The organism is Streptomyces kaniharaensis, from assembly GCF_009569385.1.
Lineage (GTDB): Bacteria > Actinomycetota > Actinomycetes > Streptomycetales > Streptomycetaceae > Kitasatospora > Kitasatospora kaniharaensis.
In genome coordinates this window covers 2,421,368-2,440,297 of sequence record NZ_WBOF01000001.1, presented here as the reverse complement: position 1 = coordinate 2,440,297, position 18,930 = coordinate 2,421,368, and the positions used below count along the sequence as shown (strand labels likewise).

At 74.0% G+C, this 18,930-nt stretch carries 15 protein-coding genes; 7 read left to right on the top strand and 8 right to left on the bottom strand.

Translation table 11 applies throughout. From position 1 onward, the window contains the following. Positions 1–159 precede the first annotated feature (159 nt). Positions 160–543 carry a cold-shock protein gene (locus F7Q99_RS43115; protein ID WP_153461078.1) on the top strand — a complete coding sequence of 128 codons (384 nt, stop codon included), beginning with the start codon at positions 160–162 and terminating at the stop codon, positions 541–543. 39 nt (positions 544–582) lie between these two features. Here F7Q99_RS43115 and F7Q99_RS11035 read toward each other — a convergent pair whose 3' ends face one another. The 4 genes from F7Q99_RS11035 to F7Q99_RS11020 all read right to left on the bottom strand — a co-directional run bounded on the left by F7Q99_RS11035 (position 583) and on the right by F7Q99_RS11020 (position 4,109). Further along, complete coding sequence (locus tag F7Q99_RS11035) at positions 583–1,434, bottom strand: 1,4-dihydroxy-6-naphthoate synthase (protein ID WP_326846527.1); 852 nt, start codon at positions 1,432–1,434, stop codon at positions 583–585. Then, positions 1,427–2,185 (bottom strand): futalosine hydrolase, encoded by a 759-nt coding sequence (locus F7Q99_RS11030; protein WP_153461077.1) that lies wholly within the window; start codon positions 2,183–2,185, stop codon positions 1,427–1,429. The genes F7Q99_RS11035 and F7Q99_RS11030 overlap by 8 nt, the downstream gene beginning before the upstream one ends. A 10-nt stretch (positions 2,186–2,195) precedes the next feature. After that, entirely contained in the window at positions 2,196–2,726 is a 531-nt protein-coding gene (locus F7Q99_RS11025; RefSeq protein WP_153461076.1) for a hypothetical protein, read from the bottom strand. Between the two features lie 72 nt (positions 2,727–2,798). Next, a complete protein-coding gene (locus F7Q99_RS11020) occupies positions 2,799–4,109 on the bottom strand; it encodes an MFS transporter (RefSeq protein WP_153466055.1) in 1,311 nt (436 codons plus the stop codon). Between the two features lie 587 nt (positions 4,110–4,696). On the opposite strand from F7Q99_RS11020, the gene F7Q99_RS11015 reads away from it, so the two are divergent. Next, positions 4,697–5,578, top strand: a complete 882-nt coding sequence (locus tag F7Q99_RS11015) for a DUF3027 domain-containing protein (protein WP_153466054.1) — start codon at positions 4,697–4,699, stop codon at positions 5,576–5,578. A 222-nt stretch (positions 5,579–5,800) separates the two neighbouring features. Further along, on the top strand, positions 5,801–9,097 hold the full coding sequence (locus tag F7Q99_RS11010) for a sacsin N-terminal ATP-binding-like domain-containing protein (RefSeq protein WP_326846526.1): 3,297 nt from the start codon (positions 5,801–5,803) through the stop codon (positions 9,095–9,097). A 43-nt stretch (positions 9,098–9,140) separates the two neighbouring features. Here the strand turns inward: F7Q99_RS11010 and F7Q99_RS11005 are convergent, their stop codons facing one another. Together F7Q99_RS11005 and F7Q99_RS11000 are read right to left on the bottom strand one after the other, a co-directional pair. Beyond that, a complete protein-coding gene (locus F7Q99_RS11005) occupies positions 9,141–11,591 on the bottom strand; it encodes an HAD-IC family P-type ATPase (RefSeq protein ID WP_153461075.1) in 2,451 nt (816 codons plus the stop codon). A 64-nt stretch (positions 11,592–11,655) separates the two neighbouring features. After that, positions 11,656–11,958, bottom strand: coding sequence for a DUF2530 domain-containing protein (locus F7Q99_RS11000; protein WP_153461074.1), 303 nt, complete (start codon positions 11,956–11,958; stop codon positions 11,656–11,658). A 198-nt stretch (positions 11,959–12,156) separates the two neighbouring features. Between F7Q99_RS11000 and F7Q99_RS10995 the strand changes: the two genes are divergently transcribed. The 3 genes from F7Q99_RS10995 (at position 12,157) to F7Q99_RS10985 (ending at position 16,728) form a co-directional block, all read left to right on the top strand. Further along, positions 12,157–13,617, top strand: a complete 1,461-nt coding sequence (locus F7Q99_RS10995) for an NCS2 family permease (protein WP_153461073.1) — start codon at positions 12,157–12,159, stop codon at positions 13,615–13,617. A 244-nt stretch (positions 13,618–13,861) separates the two neighbouring features. Continuing rightward, a complete protein-coding gene (locus tag F7Q99_RS10990; RefSeq protein ID WP_195911034.1) occupies positions 13,862–14,785 on the top strand; it encodes a DUF4231 domain-containing protein in 924 nt (307 codons plus the stop codon). Between the two features lie 230 nt (positions 14,786–15,015). After that, entirely contained in the window at positions 15,016–16,728 is a 1,713-nt protein-coding gene (locus F7Q99_RS10985; protein WP_153461071.1) for a hydrogenase maturation protein, read from the top strand. 51 nt (positions 16,729–16,779) lie between these two features. Here F7Q99_RS10985 and F7Q99_RS10980 read toward each other — a convergent pair whose 3' ends face one another. Together F7Q99_RS10980 and F7Q99_RS10975 are read right to left on the bottom strand one after the other, a co-directional pair. Continuing rightward, a complete protein-coding gene (locus tag F7Q99_RS10980) occupies positions 16,780–17,583 on the bottom strand; it encodes an MHYT domain-containing protein (protein ID WP_153461070.1) in 804 nt (267 codons plus the stop codon). A gap of 317 nt (positions 17,584–17,900) precedes the next feature. After that, entirely contained in the window at positions 17,901–18,296 is a 396-nt protein-coding gene (locus F7Q99_RS10975) for a VOC family protein (protein WP_153461069.1), read from the bottom strand. 138 nt (positions 18,297–18,434) lie between these two features. Between F7Q99_RS10975 and F7Q99_RS10970 the strand changes: the two genes are divergently transcribed. Further along, the gene (locus tag F7Q99_RS10970) at positions 18,435–18,869 is read left to right on the top strand and encodes a MarR family winged helix-turn-helix transcriptional regulator (RefSeq protein ID WP_153461068.1); all 435 of its coding nucleotides are present in this window, start codon (positions 18,435–18,437) and stop codon (positions 18,867–18,869) included. Positions 18,870–18,930 lie beyond the last annotated feature (61 nt).

Genomic DNA, 18,930 nt, shown 5'->3' with positions numbered 1-18,930 from the left:
GAACGCGGATGAGGCAGTGACGGACCGTTAGTCTGCTCCTGACAGTGTGCTGACCACGAGCGCCCGCGGGCGCCGAGCCCAGGTCGGCCCGCCCTTCCATCACCCAGTGATCCCCGGCCAGGCCCGGGATCCCACACACCCATTCGAGGACTGTTCGAGATGCCCACCGGCCAGGTCAAGTGGTTCAACGAGACGAAGGGCTTCGGCTTCCTGTCGCGCGACGACGGCGGCGACGTCTTCGTCCACACCAAGGCGCTGCCCGCCGGTGTCACCGCGCTGAAGCCGGGGCAGCGGGTCGAGTTCGGCGTGGTGGCGGGCCACCGCGGCGACCAGGCGATGGCGGTGCAGCTGCTGGACGCGCTGCCGTCGGTGGCCGCCGCGCAGCGCCGGAGCGCCGACGACATGGCGCCGATCGTCCAGGACCTGATCACCACGCTGGACGCGGTGCTGCCGGGCCTCCAGCACGGCCGCTACCCGGCGAAGCCGACCGGTCAGAAGCTGGCCGGCCTGCTGCGCGCGGTGGCCGACCAGTTCGACATCTGACCGGGGCCAGGACGCCTGACCGGGGACGTCTGACCAGCGTCAGAACGCGAGCGCACCCGGGTCGAGCGGGGGCACCAGCCCCTCCGCGGCGGCCCGGGTGAGCAGCGCGCGCACGGCCGCGTAGCCCTCCTCGCCGAGGTCCTCGGTGAACTCGGTCACGTACAGGCCGATGTGCTGCTTCGCGACGTCCAGGTCCATCTCCTGGGCGTGCGCGAGCACGTACTCCCGGCTGGCCGAAGGGTCGGCCCAGGCCTGCCGGACGGAGGCGCGGATCGTCTCGGTGAGGGCGCGCAGGCGCTCGGCGCCGAGCGAGCGCCGGGCGACGATCGCGCCGAGCGGGATCGGCAGGCCGGTCTCCCGCTCCCAGGCCTCGCCCATGTCGGCGAGGCTGTGCAGCCCGTACTGCCGGTAGGTGAAGCGGGCCTCGTGGATCACCAGACCGGCGTCCACCCGGCCGTCCCGGACGGCGGGCATGATCTCGTGGAACGGCAGGACGACGATCTCGCCGAAGCCGCCGGGCACGGCCTTCGCCGCCCAGAGCCGGAACAGCAGGTAGGCGGTGGACCGCTCGGAGGGCACCGCGACGGTCCTGCCGGTGAGGTCCTCCGGGGTGCCGGTGCCCGGGCGGGTCAGCACCAGCGGGCCGCAGCCACGGCCGAGCGCGCCGCCGCAGGGCAGCAGGGTGTACTCGTCCAGGACCCAGGGGAGCGCGCCGTAGCTGATCTTCAGGACGTCGAGTTCGCCGCGCTCGGCCAGCCCGTTGGTGACGTCGATGTCGGCGAAGGTCACCTCGGGGGCGTCCGCGCCGGGCACCAGACCGTGCGCCCAGGCGTGGAAGACGAAGGTGTCGTTCGGGCAGGGCGAGTACGCGATGCTCAGCCGTTCAGCCACGGCCGGCCTCCTCGATGAGTGCGGGGACGGGCAGGGCGGCGAAGGCCCGCTCCAGGGCCGCCAGGGCCTCGCCGATCCGCCAGGCGGCCCGGTCGCGGGGGCCCACGGGGTTGGAGACCGTCCGCAGTTCGAACACCGGCACGCCGTGCCGGGCGGCGGCCTCGGCCACGCCGAAGCCCTCCATCGCCTCCGCAGCGGCGCCGGGGTGGCGGGTGGCGAGGGCGGCGGCCCGCTCGGCGCTGCCGGTGACGGTGGAGACGGTCAGGACGGGGCCGGTGACGGCGCCCAGGCCGGCCAGTGCCCGCGCGGCGAGCGCGACGGCGGCCGGGGGAGGGGTGTGCCGGACGGTGCCGAAGCCCAGCTCGGTGACGTCGGCGAAGCCCTCGGGGGTCTCGGCGCCGAGGTCGGCGGCCACGATCGCGTCCGCCACCACGGTGGCGCCGACCGGGGCGCCGGGGGCGAAGCCGCCGCCGATGCCCGCCGAGACGACCAGGCCGTAGCGGTGCGCGGCCAGCGCGGCGGAGGCGGCGGCCGCGGCGGCGGCCGGGCCGACCCCGCCCGCCAGGACGTCCACGGGTGAGCCTTCCACGCGGTGCAGCTCGCCGCCGGGCAGCGGGAGCACCCGCGCCCCGCCGGGCAGGCCGCGCAGGACCGCCTCGGCCTCGACGGGCACCGCGACGACGACGAGCAGTCGGGCCCGCTCGGGGCCCGACTGCTCGTTCCGCTCGTCGGCGACGGCGCGCGCGGTCATCGCAGGACCGTCAGCTGTCCTGGGTGTTCAGCTGGAAGTACCAGACGGCGACCGGGTTCTCCAGGTTCTTGTCGCCCTCGACGACGGTGACCAGCGTCTTGCCGGAGGCGTTCAGCAGCTTGGCGGCCGCCTGGGAGCCAGAGTAGGTCGCGCCCTTGGCGTAGGCGGACAGGCTGTAGCGCCCGCCCTGAGCCTGCGGACCGCCGTTGGTGAAGGCCAGCCAGCCCGTGTCGCCCACGCCCGGGGTGACGCCGACGCCGACGCGGTCGCTCACCACGACGTCGGAGCTCGGCAGCGTGCCGTCCTTGAGGGCCTGGGCGGCCGAGTCCTGGCACTTCTGCTGGTCCTCCTCGGACAGCGGGTTGCCGTCGTTGAAGCAGAACGGGTCCGCCACGATCGAGGAGTTGCCCACCGTGAGGGTGGCGCGGTGGGTGTTGTGCTGGGTCTGGCCCGACGCGAAGGCGACGGACCCGCCGACCGTGGCGGCGCCGACCACGACCACGGCGCCGAGGGCGGCGATGACACGGGTATCGAGGCTCATGCGTCAGAATCTACCGGGCTTCGCCGATCACGCTACGCGGGGGTCGGCCACCGCGTGTTGCCGCACGGCGACTCACGCGACGCGGGGTGCCGTCGGGTGACGGCGCAGGCCCACCCGGAACAGCGAGCGGATCGTCCACAGCAGCGCGAGGCCCACCACCGCGGCGGCCACCGACAGCCCCAGCACGCCGTTCAGCGGCAGCAGGATGCCGACCGCGCCGCCGGCCACCCAGGACAGCTGCATCAGCGTCTCCGAACGGGCGAACGCCGAGGTCCTCACGGCCTCCGGCACGTCCCGCTGGATCAGCGCGTCCAGCGCCAGCTTGCCCAGCGAGGCGGCCAGCCCGGACACCCCGGCGACCACGACGACCGTCACCACGCCGTACCAGAGCGCCGCCGCCGCCGTCGCGCAGGTCGCCAGCAGGAGCATCGCCGTGACCGTCGCCTCCGGGCCGCGGGTGCGCAGCCAGGAGCCGAGAACCGACCCCAGCGCGTTGCCCGTCCCCGCCGCCAGCGCCACCAGACCCAGTGCCAGGGTCGGCCGCAGCCCGCCGATCGGCTCGCTGCGCAGCAGGAAGGCCAGGAACATCACCAGGAAGCCGACCAGCCACTTCATCGCCGACATCGCCCGCAGCGCGAGGATCACCGACGGGCCGACGGTGCGCAGCGAGGCCTTGACGGGCGGCGGCCTGTGGTGGATCAGGTGGGAGCCCTCGCCGTGCACCTCGGCGTGCAGGACGGCCCGCTGCTCGCCCTTCGCCGAGTCCACCGCGTGCGGCAGGTGGAAGGCCATCAGGGTGCCGATCACGAAGACCAGGAACGCTCCGCGCAGCGGCCAGCCCGGCCCGATCAGGTGCAGCAGCCCGCCCACCGCGGCCGCCACACCGGTGGCCAGCAGGCCGGCCAGGGTGACCCGGGAGTTCGCCTTCACCAGCGACAGACGGCTCGGCAGCAGCCGCGGCACCACCACGCTGCGCACCACGCCGTACGCCTTGGACGCCACCAGCACGCCCAGCGCCTCCGGGTAGAGCGCGAGGCCGCCGCCCGAGATCACCCCGGCCATCGTCCAGGCCAGCACCGCGCGGGCCAGCATCGACATCGCCATGGCGGCCCGGCGGCCGTGTGGCAGGCGGTCCAGCAGCGGGCCGATCACGGGCGCCAGGACGGCGAACGGGGCCATCGTGATCAGCAGGTAGAGCGCCACCCGGCCGCGGGCCTCGCCGGTGGGGACGGAGAAGAAGATGGTGGAGGCCAGCGCGATGGTGATCAGCATGTCGCCGAAGGAGTTCAGCGCGTGCAGCTCGATCAGCTTGGCCAGACCGGACTCGCCCGCGCCCTCGGCGGAGGTGGCCTTGCGGATCCGGCGGCCGGTGCCGTGCACCATCCGGCCGGTGCGGGCACCGGCGCGGGAGGCGGTGCGGACCAGGAGGTGACGGCGGGTCTCCGGGAACTCCTCCTCCAGGTCCTCGTCGAGGGCGACGAGGTGGCGGGTGTGGACGTCCTCCGGGTCCGTCGTGGTCGGATCGAAGGCGGCGTGCGCTTCGGAACCGTCCGCCGGCTGCGGTTCGCCCGCAGGGGGGACCGGAGGCTGCTGCCGCGGCACGGCGTCCGCCTCGTCGGGGCTGCCGGCCTGCGAGGCGCGCAGTGCGTGCTGCGACGGGTTCTTGTCCGCCACAAGCCCATCCTGCCCCAGATTCGCTTCCACGACGCGGGATTCACCTCCGCTCGGCGCGGCCGTGGCAGGTCCGCCGAAGCCCCGGACTGTGCCGGGGCGCCGACCGGCGGGTAGCCTGCGCAGGGTCCGCCCGCCGGGCCCCCGGGCGCCGGCAGGCCCGGACGAGCGGCGCGGTCGGTACCCGCGGCGGCCTCCGGTCGCGCAGAATGGACGAGGGACACCGAGCCGCGACGGAACAGGCAACACGCCGTGGGCGACAGAAGAACTGGGAGAGAATCGACGCCGTGAGTGCTGCGATGCGAAGCCGTACCCCCGACCGGCTCTGTGCCGAGGCCGTCGAACTCGCCCGCCAGGCAGTCGAGGAGGCGGTCGGAGCACCGGCCGTCGGGACACACCTGGGCGTCCAGGCGGACGCCGACCGCGTCGTCACCCACAGGTTCGAGTGCCTGGACGCGGCCTACCGCGGCTGGCGCTGGGCGGTCACCGTCGCGCGCGCCCCGCGGGCCAAGAACGTCACGCTCGACGAGATCGTCCTGCTGCCCGGCCCGGACGCCGTCCTCGCCCCGCAGTGGGTGCCGTGGAGCGAGCGGCTGCGCCCCGGCGACATGGGCCCCGGCGACCTGCTGCCCACCGACGCCGACGACCTGCGCCTGGAGCCCGGCTGGAGCGGCGAGGACGAGCCCGCGCCGAACTCCGCGGTGGCGCTGGCCGCCGAGGAGGACGTGGTCGTCAGCGACCCGCACATCCAGCCCGCCCCGGCCCGCGCGCAGATCAACGCCGTCGCCGAGGAGCTGGGCATGGGCCGCAGCCGGGTCCTCTCCCGGCTCGGCCTGCACGCCGCCGCCGAGCGCTGGGAGAAGGCACGCGGCCCGCAGACCCCGATGGCGCAGTCCGCGCCCGCCTCGTGCCTCACCTGCGGCTTCCTGATCCCGATCGGCGGCTCGCTCGGGCAGGCCTTCGGCGTGTGCGGCAACGAGTTCGGCCCGGCCGACGGGCAGATCGTCTCCTTCGCGTACGGCTGCGGCGGGCACTCCGAGGCGGCCGTGATCCCGGCGCCGCCGGCGCCGTCCGAGCTGATCCTGGACGAGCTGGTCGTCGAGCCGCTGCAGCTGCATCCGGACCGCGCCTCCGGCTCGGTCGAGCCGGACGCCCCGGCCGAGGAGCTCGGCCACTCCTGATGCGCCCGTTGCGCCCTGCGCACGGCCCGTCCCGCCGAACCGGTGGGGCGGGCCGCGGCGTTTCCGGGGCCGGGCCGCGGTGGGGCCGGGATGGGCCGGGCCGCGGTGGGGCCGGGCTGCGATGGGTTCGGGGCCGGGGGCCGGGGTCGTGGTCGGGAGCAGTCGGTGGGGCAAGGAAGAATGCCCCGTAGAAGAACAGGGCGGCGGAAGGCGGCAGGTCCAGTGGAACCTCGGATCATCGGCAGCGGCACGGACGAGCACCTCACGGACCCCTTCGGGAGCGCCGCTCTGCGCCGGCGGGTGCTGGACGCCTGGGCCGCCTCCCCGGCCCGGTTCCGGGAGGACGCCAACGCCGAGGAGGAGCTGGCGCTCGGCGGCTACCGCGACCGGCTCGTGGTCGAGTTGGCGCAGAACGCCGCCGACGCCGCCGTCCGCGCCGGCCACGGACCGGGCCGGCTGCGGCTGACCCTCGCCGACGGCGTGCTCGCCGCCGCCAACACCGGCGCCCCGCTCGACGCCGCCGCCGTCGAGTCGCTGTCCACCCTGCGCGCCTCCTCCAAGCGCGGCGAGGCGCCGACCGTCGGCCGGTTCGGGGTCGGCTTCGCCGCCGTTCTCGCCGTCACCGACGAACCCGCCGTGCTCGGCGCGGCCGGCGGGGTGCGCTGGTCGCTCGGCGAGGCCCGCTCGCTCGCCGAGGCGCAGCCCGCGCTGGCCGACGAGCTGCGCCGCCGGGACGGCCATGTGCCGCTGCTGCGGCTGCCGTTCGCGGCCGAGGGCCCGGCCCCCGAGGGCTACGACACGGTGGTCGTGCTGCCGCTGCGGGACGCCGCCGCCGAGGACCTGACCCGCCGCCTGCTGGCCGGCATCGACGACGCACTGCTGCTCACCCTCCCCGGCCTCGCCGAGGTCGTCGTGGAGACCCCGGAGGGCACCCGGACGCTCACCCGCAGCGCCGCCGAGCCGCGCCCCGACGGTGTCACCGAGGTGACCGTCACCGACGACGCCCGCGGCCGGCTGCGGCAGACTGTCTGGCAGACCGCCGGCACCTCCGGCACCCTCGACGCCCAGCTGCTCGCCGACCGGCCCACCGAGGAGCGCGTCCGCCCGTACTGGACGGTGACCTGGGCCGTGCCCGTCGCCGCCGACGGCACCCCGCAGGCGCCCGGCATCGACCCCGTCCTGCACGCGCCCACCCCCAGCGACGAGCCGCTCGGCCTGCCCGCGCTGCTCATCGCCTCCTACCCGCTCGACTCCACGCGCCGGCACGTCGCCCCCGGCCCGCTCGCCGACTTCCTCACCGAGCGCGCCGCCGACAGCTACACCGACCTGCTGCGCGCCCGCGGGGCCGACCTCGGCTCGCTCGGGCTCGTCCCCGGGCCGCTCGGCCAGGGCGCGCTCGACAACGCGCTGCGGGCGGCGATCCTCGGCCGGCTGCCCGGCACGCCGTTCCTGCCGCACCCGGTGTCGGTCGAGGAGGGCACGCCCGCGCTGCGGCCCCGCGACGCGACCCTGCTGGAAGGCGCGGACGGCTCGGTCGTCGAGGCGCTCGCGCCGATCTTCCCCGGGCTGCTGCCGGCCGGGCTGGAGCGCCGCACCGAACTGCGGGTGCTGAACGTGCGCCGGGTGCCGCTCGCCGAGGTGGTCGACCAGCTCGGCGGCCTCGACCGCGAGCCCGCCTGGTGGCGCAACCTCTACGCGGCGCTCGGCGCCGCCGACCCGGAGGCGCTCGGCGCGCTGCCCGTCCCGCTCGCCGACGGCCGGACCGTCACCGGGCCGCGGCGCGTCCTGCTGCCCTCCGACGACGCCGACTGGGCGGCCTTCCCCGGCTACCCCGAGTCGCTGGCGGGCGCGCTCGCCGCGCTCGACCTGCGGCTCGCCCACCCCGAGGCGGCGCACCCTCTGCTGGCCAAGCTCGGCGCCGGCACCGCCACGCCGGCCGGTGTGCTGGACACCCCGGAGGTGCGGGCCGCCGTCGCCCGCTCCTTCGAGCTGGCCGAGGACGACCTGGACGCCGCGCTCGAACTGTCCGACTCCGTCCTGGCGTTGGTCAGGGCCGCCGCCCCGGCCGCCGGCGAGCACCCCTGGCTGGCCCGGCTGGCGCTCGCCGACGACGAGGGCGAGCCCGCCCGCGCCGGTGAACTCGTGCTCCCCGGCAGCCCGTTCGCGGCGATCGCCCGCGAGGAGGACGCCGGCTGGGTCGACGACGAGCTGCTGGAGCGCTGGGGCCCCGAGGTGCTCACCGCGGTCGGCGTGCTGGCCGACTTCGTGCTCGTCCGGGCCGAGGACGTGGTGCTCGACCCGGACGACCTGGAGCGGCTCGACCCCACCGCGCCCGCCGACCGCGCGGCCGGCGGCCACCCCACCGGGCTGCTCGACGAGGCGCCCGACGGCCTCGCCGACTGGGCCGAGGACGCGCTCGAAGCCCTGCACGCCGACGACGTCGCCGGTGTCCCGCCGGTGGCCGCCGAGCTGCTCGCCGTCCGCGACCTCGACCTCGTCGACGACGACGCCTGGCCCGAGGCGCTCGCCGCGCTCGCCCGCCCGCCGTACCGGGACGCCGTGGTCAACCCCGTCCGCACCCTGCTGCCGGACGGCTCCTACGCCGACCTGCCGCCGTACACCGCGTGGTGGCTGCGCGACCACCCGGTGCTGGACGGCCGCGAGCCCGCCGGCCTGCGCGCCGCCGGGGCCGACCCGCTGCTGCGCGGCCTCTACGACGAGGCCCGCACCACGCTGGACGAGCAGTTCCTGCACGCCCTCGGGGTCCGGACGACGCTGGCCGCCCTGCTCGCCGAGCCGCACGGCCCCGACGAGCTGCTGGACCGGCTCGCCGACCCGGAGTCGGAGATCGGCCACCGGCAGCTGCACGGCATCCACAGCGCGCTGGCCCGGATCGACGCCGAGCGGATCGAACCGCTCGACGTGGTACGGGCGCTGCCGCCGCTGGACCCGGCCACCGGGCGCCGCCCGGCGCACACGGTGATCGTCGACGCCACCGAGGCGGTCGTCGCCGACGCCCCCGACCTGGTCCAGCTGCTGCACCCGTACCCGCTGCTGCCGGTCGCCCCGGCGCTCGCCGCGGACCTCGCGGAGCGGCTGCACGTCTCGCTGGCCAGCGAGGTGGCCGGCGGCCGGGTGCTGTCCGAGGGCGTGCTGCACCGGGTCCCGGCCGTGGTGCGGGAGTTGCTGCCCGGCTGCCCGGTGGCCTACGAGGAGCACGAGGAGCTGCTGGTGGTCGGCCCGGACGGCAACGAGGCCGCCGTGGACTGGCGTTGGGACACCGCGGCGGACACGCCGGAGGCGCCGTACGACCCGGACACGGCCGAAGCCGCCGACGAGGACGACGAGTTCGAGGTGCCCCCGGTGCCCGGGCTGCTGCACGCCGCCACCCCGGAAGGGCTGGCGGCCGGGCTGGCCTGGTCGGTCGGCCAGTGGCACCGCCGCTTCGAGGTCCTGGCCGCCCTCAGCGAACCGGACCGCGCCTACGAACTCTCCGCCGCCCGGGACTTCGAGGGCTGAGCGGAACGGGGCCCGTTCCCGGAGCGGGCCCCTGAGGGGGGCGTTACTCGTACCCGCGGCGCTTCATGAAACGCCACGCGATCTCCAGGAGCGCACCGCAGATCAGCGCGATGGCGACGCCCAGCCAGGGGTCGCGCGTGCCGACCAGACGGAGCTGGAAGAAGTCGGACACCGGGGGGATCAGCAGGACCAGCGCGAAGGCGCCGCCCATGGTGCCGATCAGCAGCAGGCGCCACCAGTTGTACGGGCGGGCGACGATCGCGAGCACCCAGAGGGCGATCAGGAACAGCGTCAGGGTGGCCACGCTGGTGTCGGCCTCGAGGTCGGTGGCGTGGTTCGCCCGGGCCAGCGCGTAGGCGGTGAACGTGCCGGCGCCCGCGATGATGCCGCCCGGAATGGCGAGCCGCAGCACGCGCTTCACGAAGCCGGGGCGGGCCCGCTCGTTGTTGGGGGCGAGGGCGAGGAAGAAGGCCGGCACGCCGATGGTGAGCGTGGACAGCACGGTGGAGTGCCGGGGCAGGAACGGGTACGGCGAGTGCGTGAAGATCACCAGCAGCGCCAGGAGGACCGAGTAGACCGTCTTGACCAGGAACAACCCCGCGACGCGCTCGATGTTGCCGATCACCCGGCGGCCCTCGGCGACCACCGAGGGCAGGGTCGCGAACGAGTCGTTCAGCAGCACGATCTGGGCGACCGCCTTGGTCGCGTCGCTGCCGGTGCCCATCGCCACGCCGATGTCCGCGTCCTTGAGCGCGAGCACGTCGTTGACGCCGTCGCCGGTCATCGCCACGGTGTGGCCGCGGGACTGCAGGGCGCCGACCAGCTCGCGCTTCTGCTGCGGGGTGACCCGGCCGAACACGCTGGTCCGCTCCGCGGCCTCGGCGAACGCGTCCGGCTCGGCGGGCAGCGTGCGGGCGTCCATCGGGTGGTCGGCGCCGGGCAGGCCGAGGTGGCCGGCGACCGCTCCGACCGCGACCGCGGCGTCGCCCGAGATGACCTTGGCCCGGACCTGCTGCCCCTCGAAGTACCGCAGGGTGGCCGCGGCGTCCCCGCGCAGCCGCTGCCGGAGCACCACGAGGGCGAGTGGGGTGAGCCCGGCGGCCGGGTCGGGGGAGTCCAGCGGGTCGGGGGTGCGGCCGAGCAGCAGCACCCGCAGGCCCTTGGCGCCCAGCTCGTCCACCTCGGCGAGCGCCGGGTGCCCGGAAGGCAGCAGGACATCGGGCGCGCCGAGCAGCCAGCTGGCCTCGCCGCCCTGCGGCTCCAGCAACTGCACGCCGCTCCACTTGCGGGCCGACGAGAACGGCATCGCCTCGATCACCCGCCAGCCGTTGCCGCCGTCCGTACGGCCGTCCCCGTACGCGGCGATGACGGCCCGCATGGACGGGTTGGGCCGGGCGTCGGCGCCGGCCATCACGCCGAGCGCGTGCTCGATCGTGTCCGGGCCGATCGCGCCGGGCTCGCCGTCGGAGAGGACGCGCAGGTCGACGACGTCCATGCCGCCCTCGGTGAGGGTGCCGGTCTTGTCCAGGCAGACGGTGTCGACGCGGGCCAGCCCCTCGATCGCCGGGAGCTCCTGCACCAGGCACTGCCTGCGGCCGAGCCGGATCACGCCGATCGCGAAGGCCACCGAGGTGAGCAGGACCAGCCCCTCCGGGACCATCGGCACGATGCCGGCCACCATGCGGCGCACGGCCTCGCGCCAGTCCCGGCCCTCGACCGCCAGCTGGCTGATGATCAGGCCGATGGCGGTGGGGATCAGCAGGTAGGTGATGAACCTCAGGATGCTGTTGATGCCGCTGCGCAGCTCGGACCTCACCAGGGTGAACCGGCTGGCCTCCTCGGCCAGCTGCGCCGCGTACGCCTCGCGGCCGACCCTGGTGGCGGTGAACGCGCCGACGCCGGCCACCACGAAGCTGCCGGACATCACCTGGTCGCCGGGCTGCTTGAGGACGGAGTCGGGCTCACCGGTGAGCAGCGACTCGTCGATCTCCAGGCCGTCCGCCTCGGTGACCTCGCCGTCGACGATCACCTTGTCGCCGATGCCGAGCAGCACGGTGTCGTCGAGCACGATCTCGGCGACGGCGATCTGCTGGACGGTGCCGTCCCGGCGGACCTGCGGGCGGGCCTCGCCGATCAGGGCGAGGCTGTCCAGGGTCTTCTTGGCGCGCAGCTCCTGGACGATGCCGATCGCCGTGTTGGCGACGATGACCAGGCCGAACAGGCCGTCCTGGATCGGGCCGACGATCAGGATGATTCCGAACATCACGCCGATGATCGCGTTGAACCGGGTGAAGACGTTGGCCCGGACGATCTCCTTGGCGGATCGGCTGGACCGCACCGGGACGTCGTTGACCTCACCGCGGGAGACCCGCTCGGCCACTTCGGCGCCGGTCAGCCCGCCGCGCCGGCCGGGCAGCAGCCCGAGGGGGTGCGCACCGTCGGGCAGGTCGCCGTCACCGGGCTGCTCTTCCGAGGGGTGGGCAGGCTGCGTCATGGCACCGACTCTACGGGTGCCATATGTCCGATGCTTGCTACAAAAGGACTATTTAGTCCGATATTCAGTCCGACCGGGTGGCCGGGTCCTGGCCGTTGCCGTCCGTAACCCTGTCCGCCGCCTCGGCGGCGCGGCCGCGGGCGATCGCGTCCCGGCGCGCGCGGCAGTACCAGAGGCCGATCAGGCCGAGCAGGCCGCCGGCCAGGCAGATCCACGGCCAGGTGCCGTGGCCGTGGTCGGACAGGGTGCCCTGGAAGGGGAGCAGGACCAGGAAGGCGACGAACCACAGCACCGTGCCGCCCCCGACGATCGCGACGTCGTTGGCCTCCAGCGGAGGGGGCGAGGGGTGCAGCGGGGTCTTGGGCATGGGGCCTAGCGTACGGTGCGGCGGGCGTTCCGCAGGTGCGGCCGGGCGCCCTGGGCCTCAGCGACTCTATGGGGCCCTACGGGGCTCTACGCGCGAAGAGTGCGTGTGTGCGATCGGGAAACCATACTTAAGGATCCGTGCCCGGCCGCCGTCGCCCTGGGTGCTCCCCCTCCTCCGCCCCCCACAGAGGACACACGCATGCCTGTGGTCCAGTCGACCACCGAGTCGCCCGAGCCCGTCGTCACCGCGCCCAAGCCCCCGTCCGGCGCCCTGGACCGCTACTTCCGGATCAGCGAGCGCGGCTCCACCCTGCCGCGCGAGATCCGCGGCGGTGTGGCCACCTTCTTCACCATGGCCTACATCCTGGTGCTCAACCCGATCATCCTGGCCAGCGCCACGGACGTGAGCGGCACCCACCTGGACAGCGCCCAGCTGGTCACCGCCACCGCCCTCACCGCGGGCCTGACCACTCTGCTGATGGGCGTCATCGGCAACGTCCCGATCGGCCTGGCCGCCGGTCTCGGCGTCAACACCATCGTGGCGCTCCAGCTCGCGCCGAGGATGACCTGGCCGGACGCCATGGGCATGGTCGTGCTGGCCGGCTTCGCGATCATGCTGCTGGTCGCCACCGGTCTGCGCGAGCGGGTCATGAACGCCGTCCCGCTGGGCCTGCGCAAGGCCATCGCGATCGGCATCGGCCTGTTCATCAGCCTGGTCGGCCTGGTCGACTCCGGTTTCGTCAGCCGCATCCCGGACGCCGCCCACACCACCGTCCCGGTGCAACTCGGCGGCAGCGGCCACCTGCTCGGCTGGCCGGTGCTGGTCTTCGTGATCGGCCTGCTGCTCACCCTGGTCCTGGTCATCCGCAAGGTGCCCGGCGCGATCCTGATCGGCATCGCGGTCAGCACCGCTGTCGCCGTGGTGATCGACAAGGTGGCCGACGTCCCGGCCCTCAAGTGGGGCCTCACCGTCCCCACGTGGCCCGGCAACCCGGTCGCCGCCCCGGACTTCGGCCTGGTCGGCAAGGTCAGCCTGTTCGGCGGCTTCGAGAAGGTCGGCCTGCTGACCGGTGCGCTGTTCGTCTTCACCGTGCTGATGTCGTGCTTCTTCGACGCGATGGGCACCATTCTCGGCGTCGCGGACGAGGCCCACCTGCTCGACGCGAAGGGCGACCTGCCGGGCATCAACCGGATCCTGATGGTCGACGGCATCGCCACCGCGGCCGGCGGCGCCACCTCCTCGTCCGCCAACACCTGCTTCGTCGAGTCCACCGCCGGCGTCGGCGAGGGCGCCCGCACCGGCTTCGCCTCGATCGTCACCGGCCTGCTCTTCGTGGTGGCGCTCTTCCTCACCCCGCTCGCCACCATGGTCCCCGCCCAGGCCGCCACCCCGGCGCTGGTCACCGTCGGCTTCCTGATCCTGGCCAACTCGATCAAGGAGATCGACTGGGCCGACCACACCATCGCGATCCCGGCCTTCCTGACCATCGTGATGATGCCGTTCACCTACTCGATCACCAACGGCATCGGCTTCGGCTTCATCACCTTCTGCGTCCTGCGCCTGGCCGCCGGCCGCGGCCGCACCGTCCCGGTCCCGCTGTACGCGGTGGCGGCGGTGTTCGCCTTCTACTACCTGATGCCGCCCCTCGGCCTGCTCTGACGCCCGCCCGGCTGCCCCGCGGCCCCGCCCTTCACGCCGTGAAGGGCGGGGCCGTGGCGCATTCCGGGGGTGTCACTGGACGCAGAACTCGTGCCCTCGGGTCGGCCATGATGTGGTCGGCGTCGGGCTCCGTTACGCAAGGGGTGAGGCAGCGGGCCTGTGGAGGATGTCAAAAAGGCGACGGTGTAGGGCAGTTGACGGTGGGCATACTGCCTGGACGGGAGACGGGGAGGGGACTCGACCGATGGTGCAACAGGATCCGCCCGGGGGAGACGAGGCGAAGCTGCTGCCGGATCTGTTCTGGACGGCGGACAAGGCCTCGCTGGACGGGCAGCGCGAGACGCTGCGCTGGTACCGCGGACTGATCGCGATGCTGGTGCTCGCCGCCGTGGTCGGCTCGTTCCCCGGCCCGGACCACCGCGGCGACAGCGACATCACGCCACTCTTCTCGGTGGTGGCGTTCCTGATCGCCGGCTACTTCTGGTCGCGGCTGCGCCGCGGCAACCCGCAGGGCCGCTGGTACGAGGCCCGGGCCGCGGCCGAGTCGGTGAAGACGCTCGCCTGGAAGTACTCCGTTCGCGCCCGGCCCTTCGACGGCGAGGCGGAGTCGGCAGACGTGGACCGCGGCTACCTGCTCCAGGTCGAGGACGTGCTGCGGGCCTTCGAGGACCCGGAGATCGTGCCGCCCGGCACCGTCCCCGAGATCACCCCGGAGATGCGGCGGGTCCGGGCCGACACGATCACCGCCCGCCGGACGCTCTACCTCCGCACCCGGGTCGAGGGCCAGCGCACCTGGTACCGCTCCCGGGCCGACGCCTGCGAGTCGCAGGCGGTGTCCTGGGGGCTCGGCATCGCGGCGCTGATCATCATCGGTGCGGCGGCCGCCATCGCGCAGGCCACCGGCGCACTCCAGGTGCACGTCTTCGGCGCCAGCTCCGCCGCGGCCGCCGCCATCATCGCCTGGACCCAGCTCAAGCAGCTCCGCCCGCTGGCGGCCGCCTACCAGCTGGCCGCGCGCGAGCTGGAGAACGTCGGCAACCAGCTGTCCGACCTCGACCTCCGGACGCCGGACGCGGAGGCCCGCTGGGCCCGGCTGGCCGCCGAGGCCGAGGACGCGGTCTCGCGCGAGCACACCACCTGGCGGGCCCGGCGGGCGTTCCCGCGGTGATGCCGTGAAAGTCCCGGCGGTAGATCGGTAGAGCCGCAATGCGGCAAGGCGGTAAAGGGCTGAACGGGGAGGGCCTGGGGAGATCCGGCGAAGCGCGTGCCATGCCGAGGGCACAGGTGTGCGGGGTGCGTGAGAGTGGAGCGGGGACGCGCCGACCGTAACCGTTACGTGTCCATGTCCTGGTTTCATCGCCTCCGCGCGCGACTCCCCGTCCCTGCCCGGAGGCCCCCTTGCGCATTCTCCTCATCGCCAGTGCGTTCAACAGCCTGACCCAGCGCGTCCACACCGAGCTGCGCGGACGCGGCCACCAGGTGGCCGTCCAACTCGCGCTCGGGGACGAGCAGATGCGGGCCGCCGTGGACCGCACCGATCCCGAGCTGATCGTCTGCCCGATGCTCACCAGGGCCGTGCCGGAGGACATCTGGTCCACCCGGACCGTCCTGATCGTGCACCCCGGCCCGAAGGGCGACCGCGGCCCGTCCTCGCTGGACTGGGCGATCACCGAGGGCGCCGAGCGCTGGGGCGTCACCGTCCTCCAGGCCGTCGCGGAGATGGACGCCGGCGACATCTGGGCGTCCGTCGAGTTCCCGCTGACCGGCTGCGGCAAGAGCGAGCTGTACCGCAACGAGGTCGCCGACGCCGCCGTCGAGGCCGTCCTGCTGGCCGTCCAGCGCTTCGAGGGCGGGCTGTTCACCCCCGAACCGCTCGACTACGACCGGTCCGACGTCCGCGGCCGGCTGCGGACGTTCCTCGGGCAGGACGCCCGCCGGATCGACTGGGCCGCCGACGACACCGCCACCGTGCTGCGCAAGCTTCGCGCCGCCGACTCCCAGCCCGGCGTCCTCGACGAGCTGTACGGGCGCGAGTACTTCCTGCACGGCGGCCACCCCGAGGACGAACTGCGCGGTCCCGTCCCCGGCGCCGTGATCGCCACCCGCGACGGCGCGATCTGCCGGGCCACCGTGGACGGCGCGGTCTGGATCCCGCAGCTGCGCCGGCGCCGCACCCCCGGCGGGCCGGCCACCTTCAAGCTGCCGGCCGCGACGGTCCTCGTCGACGAGCTGTACCGGGTCCGCGAGGTGCCGGTGACGCCGTCCGAGGCCGCCCGCCGCGACACCTGGTCGGAGCTGCGCTACCACGAGGACGGCGACGTCGGCTTCCTCGAATTCGCCTACGCCGGCGGGGCGATGAGCACCGAGCAGTGCCGCCGTCTGCTCGCCGCCTACCGCGAGGCCGCGGACCGGCCGACCTCGGTGCTGGTGCTCGGCGCCGCCCGTGACTTCTTCTCCAACGGCATCCACCTCAACGTCATCGAGGGCGCCGGCTTCCCGGCGCTGGAGTCCTGGGAGAACATCAACGCGATGGACGACGTGGTGGAGGCGATCCTCACCACCACCGACAAGCTGACCGTCTCCGCCCTCGCCGGGAACGCCGCCGCCGGCGGGCTGATGCTGGCGCTCGCCGCCGACGAGGTGTGGTGTCGCGAGTCGGCGGTGCTCAACCCGCACTACCGGCTGATGGGCCTGTACGGCTCCGAGTACTGGACGTACACCCTGCCGCGCCGGGTCGGCGCCGGGCAGGCCGAGCGGCTCACCGCCGAGGCCCTGCCGCTCGGGGCCGAACAGGCGCGCCGGATCGGCCTGGTGGACCACACGTCGAGCGGGAACGCGGCCGAGTTCCGCCGCTGGGTGGCCCGGGAGGCGGCCCGGCGCGCCCGCTCGCCCGAGCTCACCGCGCGGCTGGTGGAGAAGAAGCGCCGCCGGGCCGCCGACGAGGAGGAGCGGCCGCTGGCCGACCACCGGGCGGAGGAACTGCGGCGGATGCACGCCAACTTCTACCGGGCGGGCGAGCCGTACCACGCGCTGCGGCGGGACTTCGTGCACAAGGTCTGCCCGGTGGCCACGCCGGAGCACCTGACCGGGCTGCTCGGCCGGCCCGAGTAGCGGTGCCGGCCGGGCCCCGCGGGTCGGGGCCCGGCCGTACGGCTCCCGGGTTCAGCGCCGGCGCGACCGCGCGCCCATCGGCCCGCGCGGGGCAGCGAGCGGCGCCGCCGGACCGACCATGACGGGCCGGGCGACGCTCCGGCTCGGCGACACCGCGAAGGCGAGCGCGCCGAAGAACACGTAGCAGCCGAGCCCGACCCCGAGCGGGAAGATGAACTCCAGCGCCATCACGCCGCCCGCGGTGCTGTGCGAGAAGTCGAGGTGGACGGAGATCGCCGCCATGCCCGTGTAGTGCATCGCGCAGACGGCCACGCCCATCACCGGCGCCGCCGCCAGGACGGCTAGCGTGCCCTGGATGTTCAGCGCGGCCCAGAGCGCGGCCGTCGCCGCGAACACCGCGATGCCGACCGACAGCGCCACCGTGGTGTGGTCGTAGCCGACGTGGCCGGGCAGGACCATCGCGGCCATGCCGAGGTAGTGCATCGCCGCGACTCCGAGGCCGGTGGTCAGCCCGCCGGCGAGCAGCGACAGGACCGGGCGGCGGCTGTACCCGACGGTGAACAGCCCGACGCCGACCACCACGATCGCGACGACCAGGCTGAGCACGGTCAGTCCCGGCCGGTAGGTGATGTCGGCGCCGCTGACGGAGAACCCGAGCATCGCGATGAAGTGCATCGACCAGATTCCGGCGCCGAGTGAAGTCGCGGCGAAGAGCAGCCAGTTGAACCGGGTCCGGCCCTGTGAGACGAGCGCCCAGCGGGCGCTGCGCAGGGCGACGAAGGCGCCGAGGCAGGCGACGAAGTACGAGACCGCCGGTGTCACCCAGCCGTGGTCGGCATGATGGATCTCACCCAATTGAGCTCCCTGGACGAGGGGATGAGGGCGCCAGGGCTCGGGCGGATGCGGGTGGCCGGAACGGGGCGGCCGGGGGAACGCGCACAGGTGGACCCGGAAAGGGGGCTCCGCCGAGGGGGGACCTGGCGTGCGGCGCCCCTGACAACGGGGACAGTAGCCACTGCCCGGCGGTCGCACAATGTTCGGCGTTTCCGTGAAGTCCCAGGTCAGCGTGGTCCTTTACGCGGCCTGCAAGATGTTGGCACCAACCCCTGACACCGCCTGCGCACGGCCGCCGGGCCCGTTCGTCCGTCAGGCCGGTTCGTCCGTCGGTCCAGTCAGTCCAGGGGAGCGAGTCCGAACGGGTGGCCGGCCGGGTCGATCAGCACCTTGAGCGTTCGCCCGTGCTGGAACGTCGGCTCCGTCGCCCCCAGCGCCAGCGCCTTCGCGGTGGCCTCGTCGAGGTCGTCCACGTAGAAGTCCAGGTGGAAGTGTTTGCTGCCGTCCGGCTCCGTCCACGGCTCCGGCTTGTACCCCGACACCCGCCCGAAGCCCAGCGGGCTGCCACCCTCCGGGTTGTCCAGGATCGCGAAGTGATCGTCAGCGTGCCGCGTCTCCCACCCCAGCAGCTCGCCGTAGAACGCGGCCAGCGCGACCGGGTCGGCGCAGTCGATGGTGACCATGGCCAGCCGGGCGAAGCCGGTGCCGTTCTGGTCGTCGGCGAGGTCGGACATGTCTGGTCGGCCCTTCTGGGAGCTGGTCGGCTCTCTACGACCAGCATCGCACCGGGGCGATCTTCTGGCGCGGCGGTGGCGGGAGGGGCGGACGGAAACCAATTTTCGTTAGCGAGAGTAATGACGTAGGCTAAAGACATGCCCGAGATGTCCGAGCAGGACCTCGCAGCGATCAGTCAGCTGCGGTCGTCCACGATGCGCCTCTCCCGTCGGCTCAAGCACCAACGGGTGGAGGAGTCGCTGAGTCCCACCGAGATGGGGGTGCTGGGCACCCTCGCCCGGTGCGGGAAGGCGACGCCGGGTGAGCTCGCCCGGAAGGAGCACGTGCAGCCGCCTTCGATGACCAGGATCGTCGCGATGCTGGAGGAGAAGGGGCTGGTGCGGCGGGAGCCGCATCCCGAGGACCGCCGGCAGGTGGTCGTCAGCAGCACCGAGCAGGCCGAGGTGATCCTGGCGGAGAGCCGCCGGCGTCGCAACGCCTGGCTCGCCGAACTCGCTCAGGGACTCGACGATGAGGAGTGGGCCGTCCTCCGGGAGGCCGCGCCCGTGCTCTACAAGCTCGCACACCTCTAGGCACACCCGGTCCGGCCGGCCGGAATAAGACCGGAATGAAGAACCGGCCGGAAGAAGAAGG

Excerpts from the sequence above, each read along its gene's own strand:
- F7Q99_RS43115 (WP_153461078.1), top strand. The coding sequence starts at position 160 with ATGCCCACCGGCCAGGTCAAGTGGTTCAACGAGACGAAGGGCTTCGGC.
- F7Q99_RS10970 (WP_153461068.1), top strand. The coding sequence starts at position 18,435 with ATGCCCGAGATGTCCGAGCAGGACCTCGCAGCGATCAGTCAGCTGCGG.
- F7Q99_RS10975 (WP_153461069.1), bottom strand. The coding sequence starts at position 18,296 with ATGTCCGACCTCGCCGACGACCAGAACGGCACCGGCTTCGCCCGGCTG.
- F7Q99_RS11000 (WP_153461074.1), bottom strand. The coding sequence starts at position 11,958 with ATGCCCAAGACCCCGCTGCACCCCTCGCCCCCTCCGCTGGAGGCCAAC.
- F7Q99_RS11015 (WP_153466054.1), top strand. The coding sequence starts at position 4,697 with ATGCGAAGCCGTACCCCCGACCGGCTCTGTGCCGAGGCCGTCGAACTC.
- F7Q99_RS11020 (WP_153466055.1), bottom strand. The coding sequence starts at position 4,109 with ATGGTGCACGGCACCGGCCGCCGGATCCGCAAGGCCACCTCCGCCGAG.
- F7Q99_RS10990 (WP_195911034.1), top strand. The coding sequence starts at position 13,862 with ATGGTGCAACAGGATCCGCCCGGGGGAGACGAGGCGAAGCTGCTGCCG.
- F7Q99_RS11025 (WP_153461076.1), bottom strand. The coding sequence starts at position 2,726 with ATGAGCCTCGATACCCGTGTCATCGCCGCCCTCGGCGCCGTGGTCGTG.
- F7Q99_RS11005 (WP_153461075.1), bottom strand. The coding sequence starts at position 11,591 with ATGACGCAGCCTGCCCACCCCTCGGAAGAGCAGCCCGGTGACGGCGAC.
- F7Q99_RS11030 (WP_153461077.1), bottom strand. The coding sequence starts at position 2,185 with ATGACCGCGCGCGCCGTCGCCGACGAGCGGAACGAGCAGTCGGGCCCC.
- F7Q99_RS10995 (WP_153461073.1), top strand. The coding sequence starts at position 12,157 with ATGCCTGTGGTCCAGTCGACCACCGAGTCGCCCGAGCCCGTCGTCACC.